General features: G+C 30.6%; 18 protein-coding genes. All 18 read left to right on the forward strand.

The genetic code is table 11. From position 1 onward, the window contains the following. Positions 1–30 precede the first annotated feature (30 nt). The 18 genes from NH286_RS02430 (at position 31) to recJ (ending at position 15,531) form a co-directional block, all read left to right on the forward strand. On the forward strand, positions 31–576 hold the full coding sequence (locus NH286_RS02430) for a DUF6648 family protein (RefSeq protein ID WP_106460203.1): 546 nt from the start codon (positions 31–33) through the stop codon (positions 574–576). Between the two features lies 1 nt (position 577). Further along, the gene (locus NH286_RS02435; protein ID WP_265236590.1) at positions 578–1,534 is read left to right on the forward strand and encodes an RluA family pseudouridine synthase; all 957 of its coding nucleotides are present in this window, start codon (positions 578–580) and stop codon (positions 1,532–1,534) included. A gap of 8 nt (positions 1,535–1,542) precedes the next feature. Further along, positions 1,543–2,442, forward strand: coding sequence for an ROK family protein (locus NH286_RS02440; protein ID WP_106460205.1), 900 nt, complete (start codon positions 1,543–1,545; stop codon positions 2,440–2,442). Then, positions 2,435–3,130: a response regulator transcription factor gene (locus NH286_RS02445; protein WP_106460206.1), complete on the forward strand. Its 696-nt coding sequence runs from the start codon at positions 2,435–2,437 to the stop codon at positions 3,128–3,130. The genes NH286_RS02440 and NH286_RS02445 overlap by 8 nt, the downstream gene beginning before the upstream one ends. Continuing rightward, positions 3,121–4,587, forward strand: coding sequence for a sensor histidine kinase (locus tag NH286_RS02450; RefSeq protein ID WP_106460207.1), 1,467 nt, complete (start codon positions 3,121–3,123; stop codon positions 4,585–4,587). Before NH286_RS02445 ends, NH286_RS02450 begins: the two co-directional genes overlap by 10 nt. Further along, positions 4,571–6,055 carry a hypothetical protein gene (locus tag NH286_RS02455; RefSeq protein ID WP_265236593.1) on the forward strand — a complete coding sequence of 495 codons (1,485 nt, stop codon included), beginning with the start codon at positions 4,571–4,573 and terminating at the stop codon, positions 6,053–6,055. The genes NH286_RS02450 and NH286_RS02455 overlap by 17 nt, the downstream gene beginning before the upstream one ends. A 49-nt stretch (positions 6,056–6,104) precedes the next feature. After that, positions 6,105–6,701 carry an RdgB/HAM1 family non-canonical purine NTP pyrophosphatase gene (gene rdgB / locus NH286_RS02460; protein WP_265236595.1) on the forward strand — a complete coding sequence of 199 codons (597 nt, stop codon included), beginning with the start codon at positions 6,105–6,107 and terminating at the stop codon, positions 6,699–6,701. Then, on the forward strand, positions 6,682–7,155 hold the full coding sequence (locus tag NH286_RS02465) for a metallophosphoesterase (RefSeq protein ID WP_265236597.1): 474 nt from the start codon (positions 6,682–6,684) through the stop codon (positions 7,153–7,155). The genes rdgB and NH286_RS02465 overlap by 20 nt, the downstream gene beginning before the upstream one ends. Positions 7,156–7,164: 9 nt before the next feature. Further along, the gene (locus NH286_RS02470; protein ID WP_265212329.1) at positions 7,165–7,566 is read left to right on the forward strand and encodes a hypothetical protein; all 402 of its coding nucleotides are present in this window, start codon (positions 7,165–7,167) and stop codon (positions 7,564–7,566) included. Beyond that, a complete protein-coding gene (locus NH286_RS02475) occupies positions 7,559–8,302 on the forward strand; it encodes an HAD family hydrolase (RefSeq protein WP_106460212.1) in 744 nt (247 codons plus the stop codon). The genes NH286_RS02470 and NH286_RS02475 overlap by 8 nt, the downstream gene beginning before the upstream one ends. A gap of 183 nt (positions 8,303–8,485) precedes the next feature. Next, entirely contained in the window at positions 8,486–9,199 is a 714-nt protein-coding gene (locus tag NH286_RS02480; protein WP_265236599.1) for a hypothetical protein, read from the forward strand. Between the two features lie 28 nt (positions 9,200–9,227). Then, positions 9,228–9,722, forward strand: coding sequence for a crossover junction endodeoxyribonuclease RuvC (gene ruvC, locus NH286_RS02485; RefSeq protein WP_106460214.1), 495 nt, complete (start codon positions 9,228–9,230; stop codon positions 9,720–9,722). Continuing rightward, positions 9,722–10,309 (forward strand): Holliday junction branch migration protein RuvA, encoded by a 588-nt coding sequence (gene ruvA, locus NH286_RS02490; protein ID WP_106460215.1) that lies wholly within the window; start codon positions 9,722–9,724, stop codon positions 10,307–10,309. The genes ruvC and ruvA overlap by 1 nt, the downstream gene beginning before the upstream one ends. 10 nt (positions 10,310–10,319) lie before the next feature. Then, positions 10,320–11,327 (forward strand): Holliday junction branch migration DNA helicase RuvB, encoded by a 1,008-nt coding sequence (gene ruvB, locus NH286_RS02495; protein ID WP_265236602.1) that lies wholly within the window; start codon positions 10,320–10,322, stop codon positions 11,325–11,327. After that, complete coding sequence (gene queA / locus NH286_RS02500) at positions 11,328–12,350, forward strand: tRNA preQ1(34) S-adenosylmethionine ribosyltransferase-isomerase QueA (RefSeq protein ID WP_265236604.1); 1,023 nt, start codon at positions 11,328–11,330, stop codon at positions 12,348–12,350. A gap of 8 nt (positions 12,351–12,358) precedes the next feature. Then, positions 12,359–13,477, forward strand: coding sequence for a tRNA guanosine(34) transglycosylase Tgt (gene tgt / locus NH286_RS02505; protein WP_106460218.1), 1,119 nt, complete (start codon positions 12,359–12,361; stop codon positions 13,475–13,477). After that, the gene (gene yajC, locus NH286_RS02510; protein ID WP_106460219.1) at positions 13,477–13,737 is read left to right on the forward strand and encodes a preprotein translocase subunit YajC; all 261 of its coding nucleotides are present in this window, start codon (positions 13,477–13,479) and stop codon (positions 13,735–13,737) included. Before tgt ends, yajC begins: the two co-directional genes overlap by 1 nt. Before the next feature lie 63 nt (positions 13,738–13,800). Continuing rightward, positions 13,801–15,531 (forward strand): single-stranded-DNA-specific exonuclease RecJ, encoded by a 1,731-nt coding sequence (recJ, locus tag NH286_RS02515; RefSeq protein WP_265236607.1) that lies wholly within the window; start codon positions 13,801–13,803, stop codon positions 15,529–15,531. Positions 15,532–15,533 lie beyond the last annotated feature (2 nt).

The following is a 15,533-nucleotide window of genomic DNA, read 5'->3' on the forward strand; positions in this document are numbered from 1 at the left end:
TAGACCGTCTCTTTGAGACGGTTTTTTATTATGTTATTAGAAAAAAACAAATTAGATTTATTTGAAAATTGGAGATTAGACTCAATAGGTTTATTGACAGAAGAAAAAATTGATAAAGACGAGTTTTTAGATAGGAATTATGAATTTATAGTAAAATTAGGTTTAAAGCCTTTTTCTAATATAGTATCACTAGAAGAAGCCGTATATAATTATCAGTACTATAATATAATGGCTAAAATAGCCAACTCCAAGGCTTTTAAATGTCAAAATTCAACTAAAAAGAAAAAAGTATATTCAAAGTTAATTAATGATAGAGAAAATTATTATTATCTCAAAGATCTGGCTACATGTGCTCTACTAGAAATAGTAGGTTATGAAAATATAGATTCTTATTTTATTAATTTAAAATCCAAGAGACTAACAGGTCAAATTTTTGAGATTTCAGTTAAGTGCTGTAAGAATTTAATCCTCCATTCAAAAAGTAAAAAAATACTAGAAGAACTTAGGCGTAATAATGCCTTTGATGAAGAAATTAGGGAATCTTTAATAGATTCTTATGTAAATAAGAGTTATTAGTATGATAGAAATTATTATTAGTAAAAATCAAGGCAATCAAAGGTTTGACAGGTTTTTAAGAAAATATTTTGAAAATGCTCCTTTATCGGTTATATCTAAAAATATTAGAAAGAGAAATTTCAAAATAAATGGCAAAAGAGCGAAGAATAATGATTTTGTATATGAAGGCGATAAGGTTTTAATGTACATTAGCGATGAAAATTATAAAAAATGGCTAAGTAAAACCGATTTTATACCTCAAGATTTTAATTTAGATATAATTTATGAGGATGATAATATAGTGGTTATGGATAAAGAAGCAGGACAATTGACTCACTCTGCTTCTAAGAAAGATTATGGAAATAATCTTGTTGATAATATGCTATCATATCTTTACAAGACAAAATCATTTGATATGTCCGATAAAATATTTAAACCAGCGGTTGTTAATAGACTTGATAGAAATACTGCTGGTCTAGTAATTGGAGCGAAGAATTCAAATGCTTTGAGATTATTAAACAAAGCTATTAAAGAAAATAAATTAGATAAATACTATCTAACAATAGTGGCTGGTGAAGTTAATAAAGATTTTAAAATTGATACAAAAATTTCTAAAAATGAAGATAAAAATAAGGTTAAAAAGTCTTCAGAAGGAAAGGAAATACTTACATATTTTAAGCCGATAAAGTCTAATGGTACTTACTCTCTTCTTGAATGTAAATTAATTACAGGAAGAACTCATCAAATTAGGTTTTCACTTAAAGAAAATAATACACCTATAATTGGAGATCGTAAATATGGAAATCCATCTGTAAATAAGATTTTAAAAGAGAGGTTAAATATAAATAATCAAATTTTATTAGCTTATAAAATAGTATTTCCTAAGATAAAAGGTTTAGAATATTTAGAAGGTTTAGAAGTTGTTTCAAAAAAATATCAAGATATAAAAAAATTATCAGAAAAAATTATGACAATGTGAGGAGAATTATGACAAAAGTAATAGGAATAGATATCGGTGGAACAAAGATAAATACATGCCTTGTTAACGAAGAAGGGATTATTTTAGACATGTATACTACAGATACCCAAGCATCTGAAGGCAGAGAAGTTGTTCTAAATAATATAAAAAAATCAATTTTTGCTATAGACTATAAGCAAGCTAGTGCAATAGGAATTGGCACGCCAGGATTTATTGATTCTGAAAATGGTATCGTAACATTTGCTGGAAATATAACTGGTTGGACAGGTCTTAATCTAAAATCAGCTATAGAAGAATTTGTAGATATACCGGTATTTGTAGAAAACGATGCAAATATTGCCTTGATTGCAGAAAAATGGATTGGTTCGTGTCAATCCTATGATAATGTCGTAATGATTACCTTAGGTACTGGTTTAGGAGGAGCTATTTATACAAAAGAAGGTGGACTACTCTCAGGAGCTCATTTCCAAGGGGCAGAACTAGGCCATATTATGCTTCATCCAGGTGGAAATTACTGTACATGCGGACAATATGGATGTGCAGAAAGTTATTGTGCAGGACCTGCTATAAGTGAGGATTATTTCAGACTTACAGGAAAAAGATTAGATGGTAAAGAGATTTTTTCAAGAATTGAGACGGATGATAAAGCTATGGAAGTTCTTAAAAACTATCAATCAAATCTCGCATATCTGTTAACCTCCTTAAGAAATATTTTTGACCCTGATGCAATAGTAATTGGTGGAGGAATCATCCACTCCAAAGATATTTGGTGGGATGGTATGATAGAGAATTTCAAAAATTACTGCAATAAGCCTTACAACATTGAAATACTCCCAGCTAAGTTTTTAAATGATGCTGGTGTAATTGGTGCAGCAAAAATTGCCTTTGAAAGGATGACAAATGAATAATAAGATACTAATTCTAGATGATGAAGATCCTATTAGACAATTTATGAAAATAAACCTTGATTACCAAGGTTATCAAACTATCGAAGCTTCAAGCGGTGAAGAAGCCTTAAGGTTAGTGGACGAAGAACAACCAGCTGTAGCTATACTAGATATAATGTTACCTGGTATAAGTGGTCTTGAAGTATGTGAAAAAATCAGAGATAAATATCCAATGACTGGAATAATAATGGTATCAGCTAAAAGTCAAGATATAGATAAAATACTTGGCTTAGAAAAGGGAGCAGATGATTATATTATAAAACCTTTTAATCCTCAAGAGCTAATCCTTAGAGTGAAATCCTTAATGAGAAGGGTAAATTTAAATCCAGTTTCAACTGGAAACGAAGATGTCAAAAGTTTAAAGGATGGTCCATTTACTCTTGATATATATTCTAAAACTTTTTACAAAGATGACATTGAAATAGATGTTACTCCGACAGAATTTACTATTTTAGAATATTTTATTAAAAATAAAGGAAAAGCAATGACCAGGGATGAAATAATGAAAGAAACCTGGGGGGATAATTACAGCAATGACACTAAAATTGTAGATGTTAATATTAGAAGAATAAGAGCAAAAATAGAAGAAAACCCTGCTAAGCCAGAATATATTGAGACTGTTTGGGGCACTGGATATAGATGGAAATAGGAAGAAAATTAAAATCAACTAAAGATACAACCAAAGATCTAATTGAATCAAAAAGTATTAAATATACTTTCATAAAGATAATCATGCTTTTTGTCTTAACAACTGTAATAGGATTTGAAATATTTGCCTATAATTCGGTAAAGAATTTTTACGAGTCTTCATTGATTTCATCTATGAAAAATCAAGCTAGGATAAGTCAATTGCAGTATTCATCTTATATGTCAAGATACGATCTTGAGGAAGTAATCATAGGTGATAAAAATCTATTTTATAGACAAAATGACTGCCAAGTACAAATACTTGATAATTCAGGAGTAGTATTATTTGATTCTATAGCATCGTCAATGATTGGCAAAGTTATTGAAAATGAAGACGTAATCGAGGCTAAGGAAGGGTCAACTGGTACTTTTAAAGGGGTAAATGTAGACTCAAAAGAGCAAGTTTTATCTGTTTCTTATCCGCTAAAGGCATCAGATCAGCAAGTAGGCATCCTAAGACTAACAAGTACCATGAATAAAGTAAATAGGCAAATAAATCAGGATATATTGTTTTATTTCTTATTCGGAGTATTCATCAGTGCAGCAGCTTTATTATTGTCATTTTTAGCTGCTAATAGCTTTGTTAAGCCTTTAAAGAAATTAATAGGTGTCTCAGAAGTTTTGGCTCAGGGTGATTACTCTATAAAGGCTGATGATTCTAGTAAAGATGAAATTGGTGAATTAGCCCAAACCCTAAATCTATTAAGTGAAAATATAGTAAAAAGAGAGGATATGAAAAATGAATTTATATCCTCAGTCTCTCACGAACTTAGAACACCTTTAACTTCTATCAAGGGTTGGGCAGTTACCTTACAATCTGAAACTATCCAGAAAGATGCAGACATGGTAAGTCAAGGACTTAAAATTATCGAATCAGAGGGAGATAGGCTTTCAATGATGGTTGAAGATTTATTAGATTTTTCAAGATTATCTTCAAGTAATTTTAAGTATGACAAAGAGAAGATAGACATAGTAGAATTAGTAAAACAAGTCCACACTCAACTATACCCAAGGACACAATCTGAAGGCATTAAATTTACGTTTACCAGTATATACAAGGTCTTATTTGTATACGCTGATAAGAATAGAATGAAAGAAGTTTTTATAAATATAATTGATAATGCTATTAAATTTACAGATTTAGCAGGAAATATTGATATAGTTATCGACCTTAATGGTGATGAAATTGAAATTAGCATAAAAGATGATGGTGAAGGAATCAAGGAAGATGAAATAGCCTTTGTAGCTAGTAAGTTCTTTAAGGGCTCCTCATCAAAGTCCCAAACAGGTTTAGGACTTTCAATTTGTGAAGAAATTGTTAAGGCGCATGATGGTAGATTAATTATTAAGTCTAAATATGGAGTGGGTACTGTTGTAACTGTTGTACTACCGAGGGCAGAAGATGAAAAGAATATTTAAATTTTTATTATTAAGTCTAAGTATGATTTTGCTAAGTTCATGTATAAATTCCAATAAAAATGACCTTTCAGATTTGATTCAAACTCCAAAACAGGATTCACCAATTATTGAAGGAACTTGGCAGGTAGTGGAAATTGCTGGTGAAATATCTGATGATAGTTCGGGAAAAATCAATTTGGGTGATAATTTATATATCAACAAAAACTTAGTTGCTATAAATGGTTCTTATGCTTTTCCACCTAGTTTTAGTTCTAAATTCGTAAAATTATCAGATTATTTAAAAAATAGGGGGATACAAACTAGGCCAGAATTTAAAGATAGGAATGTAATAGTTATAAATGCATCCCAGGGTCAATTATTCTCAAGAGATTTAATAATTACTGATAAAAATAATTTATTTATGATAAAAGATGAAAATCTAATCTCATTAAAGAAAATATCAGATAAAGTAGACTCTAAAGTAGTCGATTCTTACGCTAAATTGGCTTCTAAAGAACGAACCACAACTGAGACAGGGGAAGATATAGCTGAAGATTTATCCTTGCTTCTAGGAGTAAGAGAAAGGATAGATCCAGAAAGTGATAAACCCTTATATAAGTATTACACTTATTTAATAAGAGTAGAACCAGATGAAACAATAAAATACATGAAGTGTGAGGATATTTTTATCAAAAACCAAGATGAATATTGGACAGTAAGCTCTGATATAAATAATTTTACTGATTTATACGATGAGATAAAATCTTATCCTATTAAGTTAGAAAAAAACGAAAATGTTGATGATGTTTTAAAGAAATATACTTTTAAAGATATAAACTTTAATACACGATTAAATTTTGTATCTAAAGATTTCATATCAATTGATTATACTGATAAAAATAACGAAAACCCAATCAGAAAATACGCACTAATGGAAACTGATAACATATCGACGAAGCAGTTTATATCTCTTGAAGAATTTACTGGAGAGGAACAAAGTGATCAGATATTTAGGGAGAAAGTAAAAGAAGAGCTTAAAAAGGCAATCCCTAATGCTAATCCAGAAAAATTTGCATTTGATAATACAAACTTTGGTATAATCAGAAATCAGGGATACTGGGCTTTCCAATCATCAATATTTGCAGGCAAAGGCGATAGCTTTATTCAAAATTTTTTCAATGTGGATATTGCAATTGGAGACTCACTACTTAATCCTACAAATGCTATTATTACAAGAGATCAAGTGTATAATATAAATACACAATTTAAGGACTATGTGGTATTAGCTAATCAAAGGTATATTGCTATTCAAACACCAGATGAAATTTTAATTCACAGGATTAAAGATGGATTAATAGAAAAATCACCAGTATATGCAATTGCAACAAGGATGCCAGCCACAATCATTAGCATTGACCAATACTTAGGTTCAAATGCTCTAGATTTGGAAGAAGCTTTTACTAAATATAACTTAATTATAGAAAAATAAATTTTGACTTAAACTAATGATATTTGTTATCATGTTAATAGGAGATTATATGGAACTATTATTTGCAAGCAATAATGCTAATAAATTAGAGCAAGTTAAATTATTGCTAGATCATGAAAATGTCCTTCTACCAAAAGATATAGGAATCTTGGACTTTAATGTAGTAGAAGATGGAAACACTCTTAGAGAAAATGCTTATAAAAAAGCATACGCTCTTTTTAAGCTATCCGGAAAGAAAGTTTTTTCTGATGATACGGGTCTTTTTGTAAAAAACTTAGATGGAAGGCCAGGTCTTTACTCTCATAGATATGCTGGAAATGATGCTAGTGATAAGGATAATAGAGATAAGCTTTTATCCGAGCTAGAAAATAACGCCGATAGACAAGCTCACTTTTTAACAGTCGTTTGTTTCATAGATGAAAATGGCAGAGACTATTATTTTGAAGGTAGGCTTGATGGAAGAATTGCCGATAAAGAATATGGGACAGGTGGTTTTGGATATGATAAAATATTTTATGTCGATGAATATTCAAAAACTCTTGGACAAATGGATATAGAATTTAAAAATACAATAAGTCATAGGGCAAAGGCAGTGCTAGCATTTAAGAAGTTCTTGGTTGATAATTATGAAAATATTAATTACTAGTGATAGTCATGGAAATTATAATAAAATTTCAGATTTTATACTAGAAAGTGGAGATATTGATCTTATGCTACATGCAGGAGATGGTGTAGAAGATTGCAAATATATTTCTTATGAAACTGGTATAAAATACTATGTAGTTAAAGGGAATAATGATTTTTTTACAAATGAAGCTTATACAAAAATTCTAGATTTAGATGGTGTTAAAATTCTTTTAACACATGGGCATAAATATGGAGTAGATTTCTCTCTCGATGGACTTATGAGAAAAGCTGTTGATAATTCTTGTGATGTAGTTATTTTTGGTCATACTCACACATACACACAAGCAAATAAATCGGGTATATTATTTTTAAACCCAGGTTCTGTAAGCCTGCCTAGAGATGGAAAAGCAAGCATGATGCTAATGACCCTTGATAATGAAAATATTAATATCGAGAAGATATATGTACAATAAGGAGAGACAATGTCTGGTCTAATTAATTTAATAAGCGAATTTTCTTCAAGCCTATTTATCCTACCCATTTTGGTATTGATGAATGTTATTATAACTATAATTATTTACTTTATAAATGATAAGAAGGTTTTAAAATATTTGCCTTCAATTATAATAGGGGTTATATCGATTTTGATAGGGATATATTCAATAATTATCTTTACAACACCTAGAGGATTGAATACATCGTGGATTGCTATATTTTTAATGACAACGGCAATTGTTGGTATAGTGACCGGATTTATAATAGATTTATTTGTATCCTTAAGAAGGGATTTGGGTATTAATAAGGGCAATGTTAAAATAAACACAAGAAAAAATAAAACATTCAAAGCTAAGAGACGAAGAGAAAAGGAAAACTTAAATGACTAAGAATAAAGCAGCCTTTTTTGATATAGATGGAACACTTTTTAGAAATTCACTTCTAATAGAGCATTTTTTAAAGTTAGTTGAAGATGGAATTTTAGATAAAAAAATTTGGACAGATGAGATTGGACCTCTTTACAGTAAATATGAAAACAGACAGGGTGCTTATGAAGATTATTTAGACAAATCTGCTTTAGCCTACCAAAAATCCATGCGAGGTCTTGATAAAAAAATTATAGATAAATATTCTCAGATAGTAATAGAGGAAAATAAAAATAAGGTTTATAATATTACAAAAAATGCTGTAAATAAGCATTTAGAAGATGGATTTTTAATTTTCTTTATATCAGGGTCACCAGACTTTTTAGTAGGTGATTTTTCTAAGCTTTACAGTGCCACCGAGTCTATTTCTACTATTTATGAATTTGATGAAAATAATAAATTTACTGGTAAAGTATTACCTATGTGGGATGGCAAGAGTAAGTTATCAGCGGTAACAATTCTTAAGGATAAATATGACATAGATCTTAATAATTCCTATGCCTATGGTGATACAAATGGAGATATCACCATGTTTCAAATGGTAGGAAATCCACATGCTATAAATCCATCATATGAATTGATAGAAAAATTATATGAAGATGAAGATTTAAGAAAAAAGTCAGTTATTAATATCGAAAGAAAAGATGTAAATTATTCTTTTAAATTAAATGATTTAAAAGTTGACTTTACAAAATTTTAAAAAAAATCCTTTGAATTTTTTTTAATATGATATTTTTAAAAAGCTAAAACAACAAGACATATATACAATAATTAGTTAGTTATGTATATTTTTACTATATTTTTAGCTTTTTTTATTTTCGAGAAAAATATATCTAAATAAAAGACTTTTAATTTGTGGTAAAATAGTAACTGAGGTAAGACAATGAAGGCAGAATTAAGTAAATCTTTTCCAATAATTGAAAAACTTGAATATAATTATCTTGTTGATAAAGATGTATACTCACTTAATACACTTATGTCTTTATTGTATGACAGATGTCTAGCTAGTTTTTCTAAGCATTCTTATTATGCAAAAGATTATTGCTTTAAGAATCTTAAGAAATATTTTTGGAATTTAGTAGATATTGATGAGATAATCAACAGCTTAAGTAGAAATATTGGTAAAGATATAGATAGGTATGAATATTTAATATCAATTAAGGCTCAATATAGGGCGTTTAATTCCAAAAAAGATGTAGATAAATTAGAGCTACTAATGATAGAAACACTAGGGGTTGAATATCTGGTAGAAGGCAGGAATTATTTTTATAATAGAGAAGATAAAAGAATGCTTGAAATAGGAGATAATTTGAAATCTTCTATATTGGATGATAAATTATTGCTAGCTAAACTAAAAGAAGATGTTTATAATTTTTCTGATATAGTTTTAAAGAATAAGATATATGGCATCGATTTATCTACAAATAAACAGCTCACTTTTAATAGAGAAAGTATTTTCACAGAAGACATTACAATAAAACAAACCCAAAAGATATATGAAAAAACTATCAGCTACCTTTCTAGGTCCATAGTTGATATTTATGCTGAGTATTATTATAGGGGTTTGATAAGAGAAGTATTTGAAAGGTATCAATAGGGCTTAATTAGCCCTTTTTATTTTGTTTATGATAGTTTTAGGAATAGATCCAGGTATAGCCATTATGGGCTATGGTGTGATTGAATTTAATGGAAATAAAGTTAAAGTATTAGAAAACGGAGTAATTACTACTTCGTCAAAGACAGAGACTCCAAAAAGATTAGAGATTCTCTATGATAATTTAGATAATATTATAAAAGAATATAAACCTGATGAGTTTGCAATTGAGGAATTGTTTTTTAATCAAAATGTTAAGACTGCTATAACAGTAGGACATGCAAGGGGAATTCAAGTACTCTGCGCTCAGCAAAACAATATTGATATCTACGAATATACTCCTCTCCAAATAAAGCAGGCGATTACTGGTTATGGTAGGGCAAGCAAAAAGCAGATGCAAATGACAATAACAAGCTTACTAAATCTAAGGTCTATACCCAAACCAGATGATGCTGCTGATGCTTTATCAGTAGCTCTCTGTCATGTACTTAGTCAAAGATTTAAAGAACAGTTTAGGATGAAATAATGATTTCTTATATAAAAGGTGATGTAAGAGCTATTAGTGAAGAAGGCTTTATTTTAGAAGCAAATAACATAGGTTATTTTATAAATTCATCACTTACAACTCTTGCTAATATTAAAATAAATAATGAGTATAAAATATATACTTCAATGCAAGTAAGAGAAGATGATATATCTCTTTTTGGCTTTGAATCTGAGGAAGAATTAGAGATGTTCTTACTCTTGATATCTGTATCAAGTATTGGGCCAAAGATTGCTATTGGAATGCTTTCATCGATATCTTCAGATGAAATAAAACTTGCGATAGTAAATAATGACATTGACAAGTTAACAAAAGCTAAGGGAATTGGCAAAAAGACTGCATCAAGAATTATCTTAGAGTTAGTTGATAAGGTTAAGAAAATGGCAATTCCAGAAATACCTGATAGCAAAACTGAAGATAATTTTACTAATGATTATGAAGTAGCAAGACAAGCTCTTAAGAACTTAGGCTATCTCGATAATGAAATTGCAAGAGTTTTAAGAGAATTAAAAGATGAGAACTTAAGTCTTGAAGCATTGATAAAAGAGAGTTTAAAAAGGCTAATATAGGTGATTTTGTATGTATGATGAAAATCAAAGGATTGTAGGAAGTAACGAGCAGATTGAAGATATAGGCCTTGAAAATTCTATAAGGCCTAAATGGCTAAGTGATTATATCGGGCAAGATAAGATAAAAGAAAAGTTAGATATTTTTATAAAATCTTCTTTATCAAGAAAAGAGCCTCTTGACCACGTACTTTTACAAGGACCTCCAGGACTTGGTAAAACTACTCTGTCGACAATTATTGCCAATGAACTTGGTGTAAATCTTAGAGTGACAAGTGGTCCGGCTATTGAGAGGCCATCAGATCTAGCAAGTATACTTACAAATCTCCAACAAGGTGATGTACTATTTATAGATGAGATTCACAGGATTAATCGCTCTGTTGAAGAGATACTTTATTCTGCTATGGAAGACTTTGTTTTAGATATAATAGTAGGTAAGGGTCCTAACGCCCAATCTATAAGGATAGATTTAGAGAAATTCACCCTAATAGGAGCTACAACTAGAGCAGGTATGCTATCAGCCCCTCTCCGTGATAGGTTTGGTGTTTTACTTGCTTTAAACTTATACGATAGTAAAGATTTAACAACTATTGTAAAAAGATCAGCAAATATACTCGATATACCGATAGATGATGAGGGAGCTGTAGAGATAGCTAAAAGATCTAGAGGAACTCCTAGGATTGCAAATAGGCTCTTAAAAAGAGTAAGAGATTATGCGATAGTAAAGGCAGATGAAAAGATCGACTACGAAACAAGTAAAAAGGGTCTTGAGTTACTTGAAATAGATCCGATGGGCCTTGATAATATGGACAAGAAAATTATCTACACCATGTATGATAATTTTGGGGGTGGACCAGTTGGCGTGGATACAATAGCAGCATCAACTGGTATAGAAAATGTAACGATAGAAGATGTTTATGAGCCTTATTTATTACAAATAGGTTTTATTTCACGAACACCTAGAGGAAGAGTTTTAACAAGAAAAGCCTACGAGCACTATGGCTTAAAATATGAGGATTAAATGAAAACAAGCGAATTTGATTATTACTTACCAGAAGAATTAATAGCCCAACATCCTTCAGCTAAAAGAGATGAAGCTAGGATGATGGTTTTAGATAGAAAAAGCGGAAAGACTTGCGATAAATATTTTTATGACATTATCGATTATCTCAAGGAAGGTGATGTCCTTGTAATGAATGATACAAGGGTAATACCAGCTAGATTATTTGGATCAAGACCAGGAAAGTCTGAGAAAATTGAGGTATTTTTACTAAACAACACAGAAGGTGCTAAGTGGGAAGTCTTGGTTAGACCAGGCAAGAAGATGAAAATAGGAACAGAGGTAGTATTTTCCGACGAATTATCATGCAAGGTGATAGATATAAAGGACGATGGAAATAGGATTGTAGAATTTTATTTCGAAGGAATATTTAATGAAATCCTAGATAGACTTGGCAATATGCCACTTCCTCCTTATATAAAGGAAAAACTAAAAGATAATGAAGATTATCAGACAGTTTACGCTAAAAACCCTGGTTCTGTAGCAGCACCAACAGCCGGTTTACATTTTACTAAAGATCTTCTTAAAAGAATAGAAGAAAAGGGCATAAAATTAGCTTATCTTACCCTAAATGTAGGCTTAGGAACTTTTAGACCTGTAAGCGAAGATGACCCAACAAATCATAAGATGCACTCAGAATTTTACACAATCTCACAAGATACTGCGGATATCATAAATGATGCAAAGGATAAAGGAAACAGAGTTATAGCGGTAGGAACAACATCTATTAGGACTCTAGAATCAGTTTATCAGAAGAATAATAAAGTTTGTGAGGACTCTGGTTGGACAGATATCTTTATATATCCAGGTTTTGAATTTAAGGTAGTAGATGCGATTATAACAAATTTTCACCTACCTAAATCAACTCTCATTATGTTAATAGCAGCCTTCACAAGCAGAGAAATTATACTAAACGCCTACAATGAAGCAGTTAAAAAAGAATATAGATTCTTCTCATTCGGCGATTGTATGTTCATAAAATAGGGGGAAAGATGCCTTTAAAATACGAATTAATTAAAAAAGATAAATACACAAATGCAAGGGTTGGTGTGATTCATACAGCCCATGGAGATATTCCTACTCCTATCTTTATGCCAGTAGGAACTCTTGGCACCGTAAAAACAATGACTGTAGATGACTTAAAAGAAATGAAAGCAAGGATCATCTTAGGTAATACCTATCATTTATACTTAAAGCCAGGTATGGATATAATGGAAAAAGCAGGTGGCCTTCATAAATTTATGAATTGGGATAGGCCAATCCTTACTGATTCTGGTGGATTTCAAGTTTTTTCTCTAGCTGATAATAGAAAAATTAGTGAAGAAGGAGTTATGTTTAGGTCTCATATAGATGGATCAAAACACTTCTTTACACCTGAAAAAGCAATAGAAATTCAAAATACTATACATTCTGATATCATGATGAGCTTTGATGAATGTGTAGATGCGAGGGCTGATTACGATTATGTGAAAAATTCAATGGAGAGAACTCTAAGATGGGCAAAACGAGGGCTTGATTATCATAAAGAACATTCTCATCCTGACCAATCACTATTTGGTATAGTACAAGGTGGAATGTTTAAGGACTTAAGAGAAATATCTGCAAGAGAAACAACAGCAATGGATTTTGACGGATATTCTATAGGCGGCCTATCTGTTGGTGAAACAAAAGAAGAGATGATTGATATCTTAAATTTTACAACTCCTTTATTACCAGAAGACAAACCAAGATATAATATGGGAGTAGGTACACCTGATTATTTATTTGAATCATTCCAAGCTGGCATTGATATGGCAGACTGTGTTCTTCCAACAAGAATAGCAAGAAATGGTACAGCAATCACATCTAGAGGCAGACTAGTTGTGAAAAATGCAACCTATAAGGAAGATTTTTCAAAATTAGATCCTGATTGTGATTGTTACACTTGCTCAAATCATTCAAGGGCTTATATAAGACACCTTATAAATGCCAATGAAATCTTAGGGGCAAGACTTCTATCCTACCATAACCTATATTTTTTACTAAAAATGTGCGAAAATATAAGGGAAGCTATAATGAATGATTCTTTCTTAGACTATAAAAAAGAATTTTATAGTAAATATGGTTACTAATGAAATTAGAATATATAATCTTAATTCTCTTAGCTTCAGGATTTTATTATACAAATATAAAAGAATACAGGAAAGAAAGAGAAAAAAATAGGTATATAGAAAATAATTTGAAAGAATCTAATAAAATTATCACTAAATCTGGAATAATAGGTTACGTTACAAATATTGATAAAAATGTTATTACAATAATTACTGGTGAAGGAGCAAAAACATCCTATATCACCATAGAAAAATCATATATCGAAGACATTTTAGATTAAGGGCCAGGGGCCCTTTTCTTTATATAAAGCAATTAAAGAGTATAATTTCTATGAAAGGATTTTATGGCAAACTGGTTTATATACAATAAAAAACAAAATTATATTAATAATTTAAAAATAGAAGATATTACAAAATTGCAGGCATTAATATTAGGAAATAGGGATATAATCGACCCTAAAATAGTAGATATGTTTATAAGGCCAAGTCTTGACAAATTACACGACCCTTTTCTACTAAATGATATGGACAAGGCAGTCGATTTGATTATAAAGACAATGCAAGAAGGTGGAGAAATAAGAATTTTTGGAGATTATGACCAAGATGGTATAGCATCTGTTATGACCTTGATGGATGGAATGTTGTTTTATTACGATAATATATCTTATGATATTCCTCACAGGGTAGATGAAGGCTACGGCATATCTTCAAAGATGAGTGATAAGGCTACAGATGATGGGGTATCTTTGGTAATAACTTGTGATAATGGTATAACAGGTTTTGAACAAATAGATAATTTAAGGGCTAATAATATAAATGTCATAGTGACAGACCACCATCAAATTGAAAAAAAAGAAAATGATGAATGGGTAGAACAAGTTCTTCCAAAGGCCAATGCAGTCATAAATCCTAAAAGATTAGATTCTAATTATCCTTTTGATGATTTATGTGGGGCAGGAGTTAGCTTTAAACTTATGCAAGGTCTTTACCAAAAGCTAGATGGAGATATGTACTATTTGTATTCTTTGCTTGAATATGTAGCCATGGGAACAGTTTGTGATGTCGTCTCCCTAACTGATGAAAATAGGATATTTGTAATTGAAGGACTCAAAAGGCTAAATCAAACAGAGAAAATTGGTATTAAAGCCCTCTTAGATGAAGCAGGTTGGGAAAAAGAAGTAGATGAATACACTCTAGGCTTTATTTTAGGTCCTCTAATGAATACTACAGGCAGGCTTAAATCAGCCAAAATGGCCATCGACCTTTTGATAGAAGAGGATATAGATGATATTTATGATAAAGCTCGTGAATTAGTCAAGCTTAACAACGAAAGAAAGTCGCTGACTGAATCTGCTTATAAGAGAGCGTGTGAAATAATAGAAGAAAATTCCTATGACAAGGATGATGTAATAGTAGTCTATGATGAAAATTTCAATGAATCAATCTGTGGGATAGTAGCTGGTAGGATAAAGGAAAAATACTACAGACCTACAATAGTTTTAACCAAATCTAAAGATGAAAATATAGCAAAAGGTTCGGGTAGATCAATAGAAGCTTATAATATTTATGAAGAAATTTTACCCTTTAAAGACAAATTAGCTTCATTTGGAGGTCACCCTATGGCCTGTGGACTTTCAATAGAAATTACTAATATTGATGAATTTAGAAAATTTTTAAACAAAAATTCAAAGCTTACCGCTAAGGAAAAAGAAAAATCAATCAATGTAGATAGTCAAATAAATATCTCTAACCTATCATTAGAATTTGCCGAAAGCCTTTTAAAATTAAAGCCTTTTGGTAAAGAAAATGAAAAGCCTTTATTTGCAAATAAGGATGTTTCGATTGCAAGCCTTTCAATGATAGGCAAGGATAAAAATACTATGAGGCTATCACTGTTTCAAAATGGCTCCTACTATAATGCTATAAAATTTGGAGCTGAGAAAGAATTTCAGTATTTAAAAGATAAGTTTAATGGCCAAATAGTTGGACAAAAAATAGATATAGTTTATTATCCAGATATAAACGAATTTAGGGGTCAAAGATCCCTACAACTTAAATTAATAGATATCAGGTGATT

The organism is Anaerococcus sp. NML200574 (assembly GCF_026131665.1).
GTDB lineage: Bacteria > Bacillota > Clostridia > Tissierellales > Peptoniphilaceae > Anaerococcus > Anaerococcus kampingae.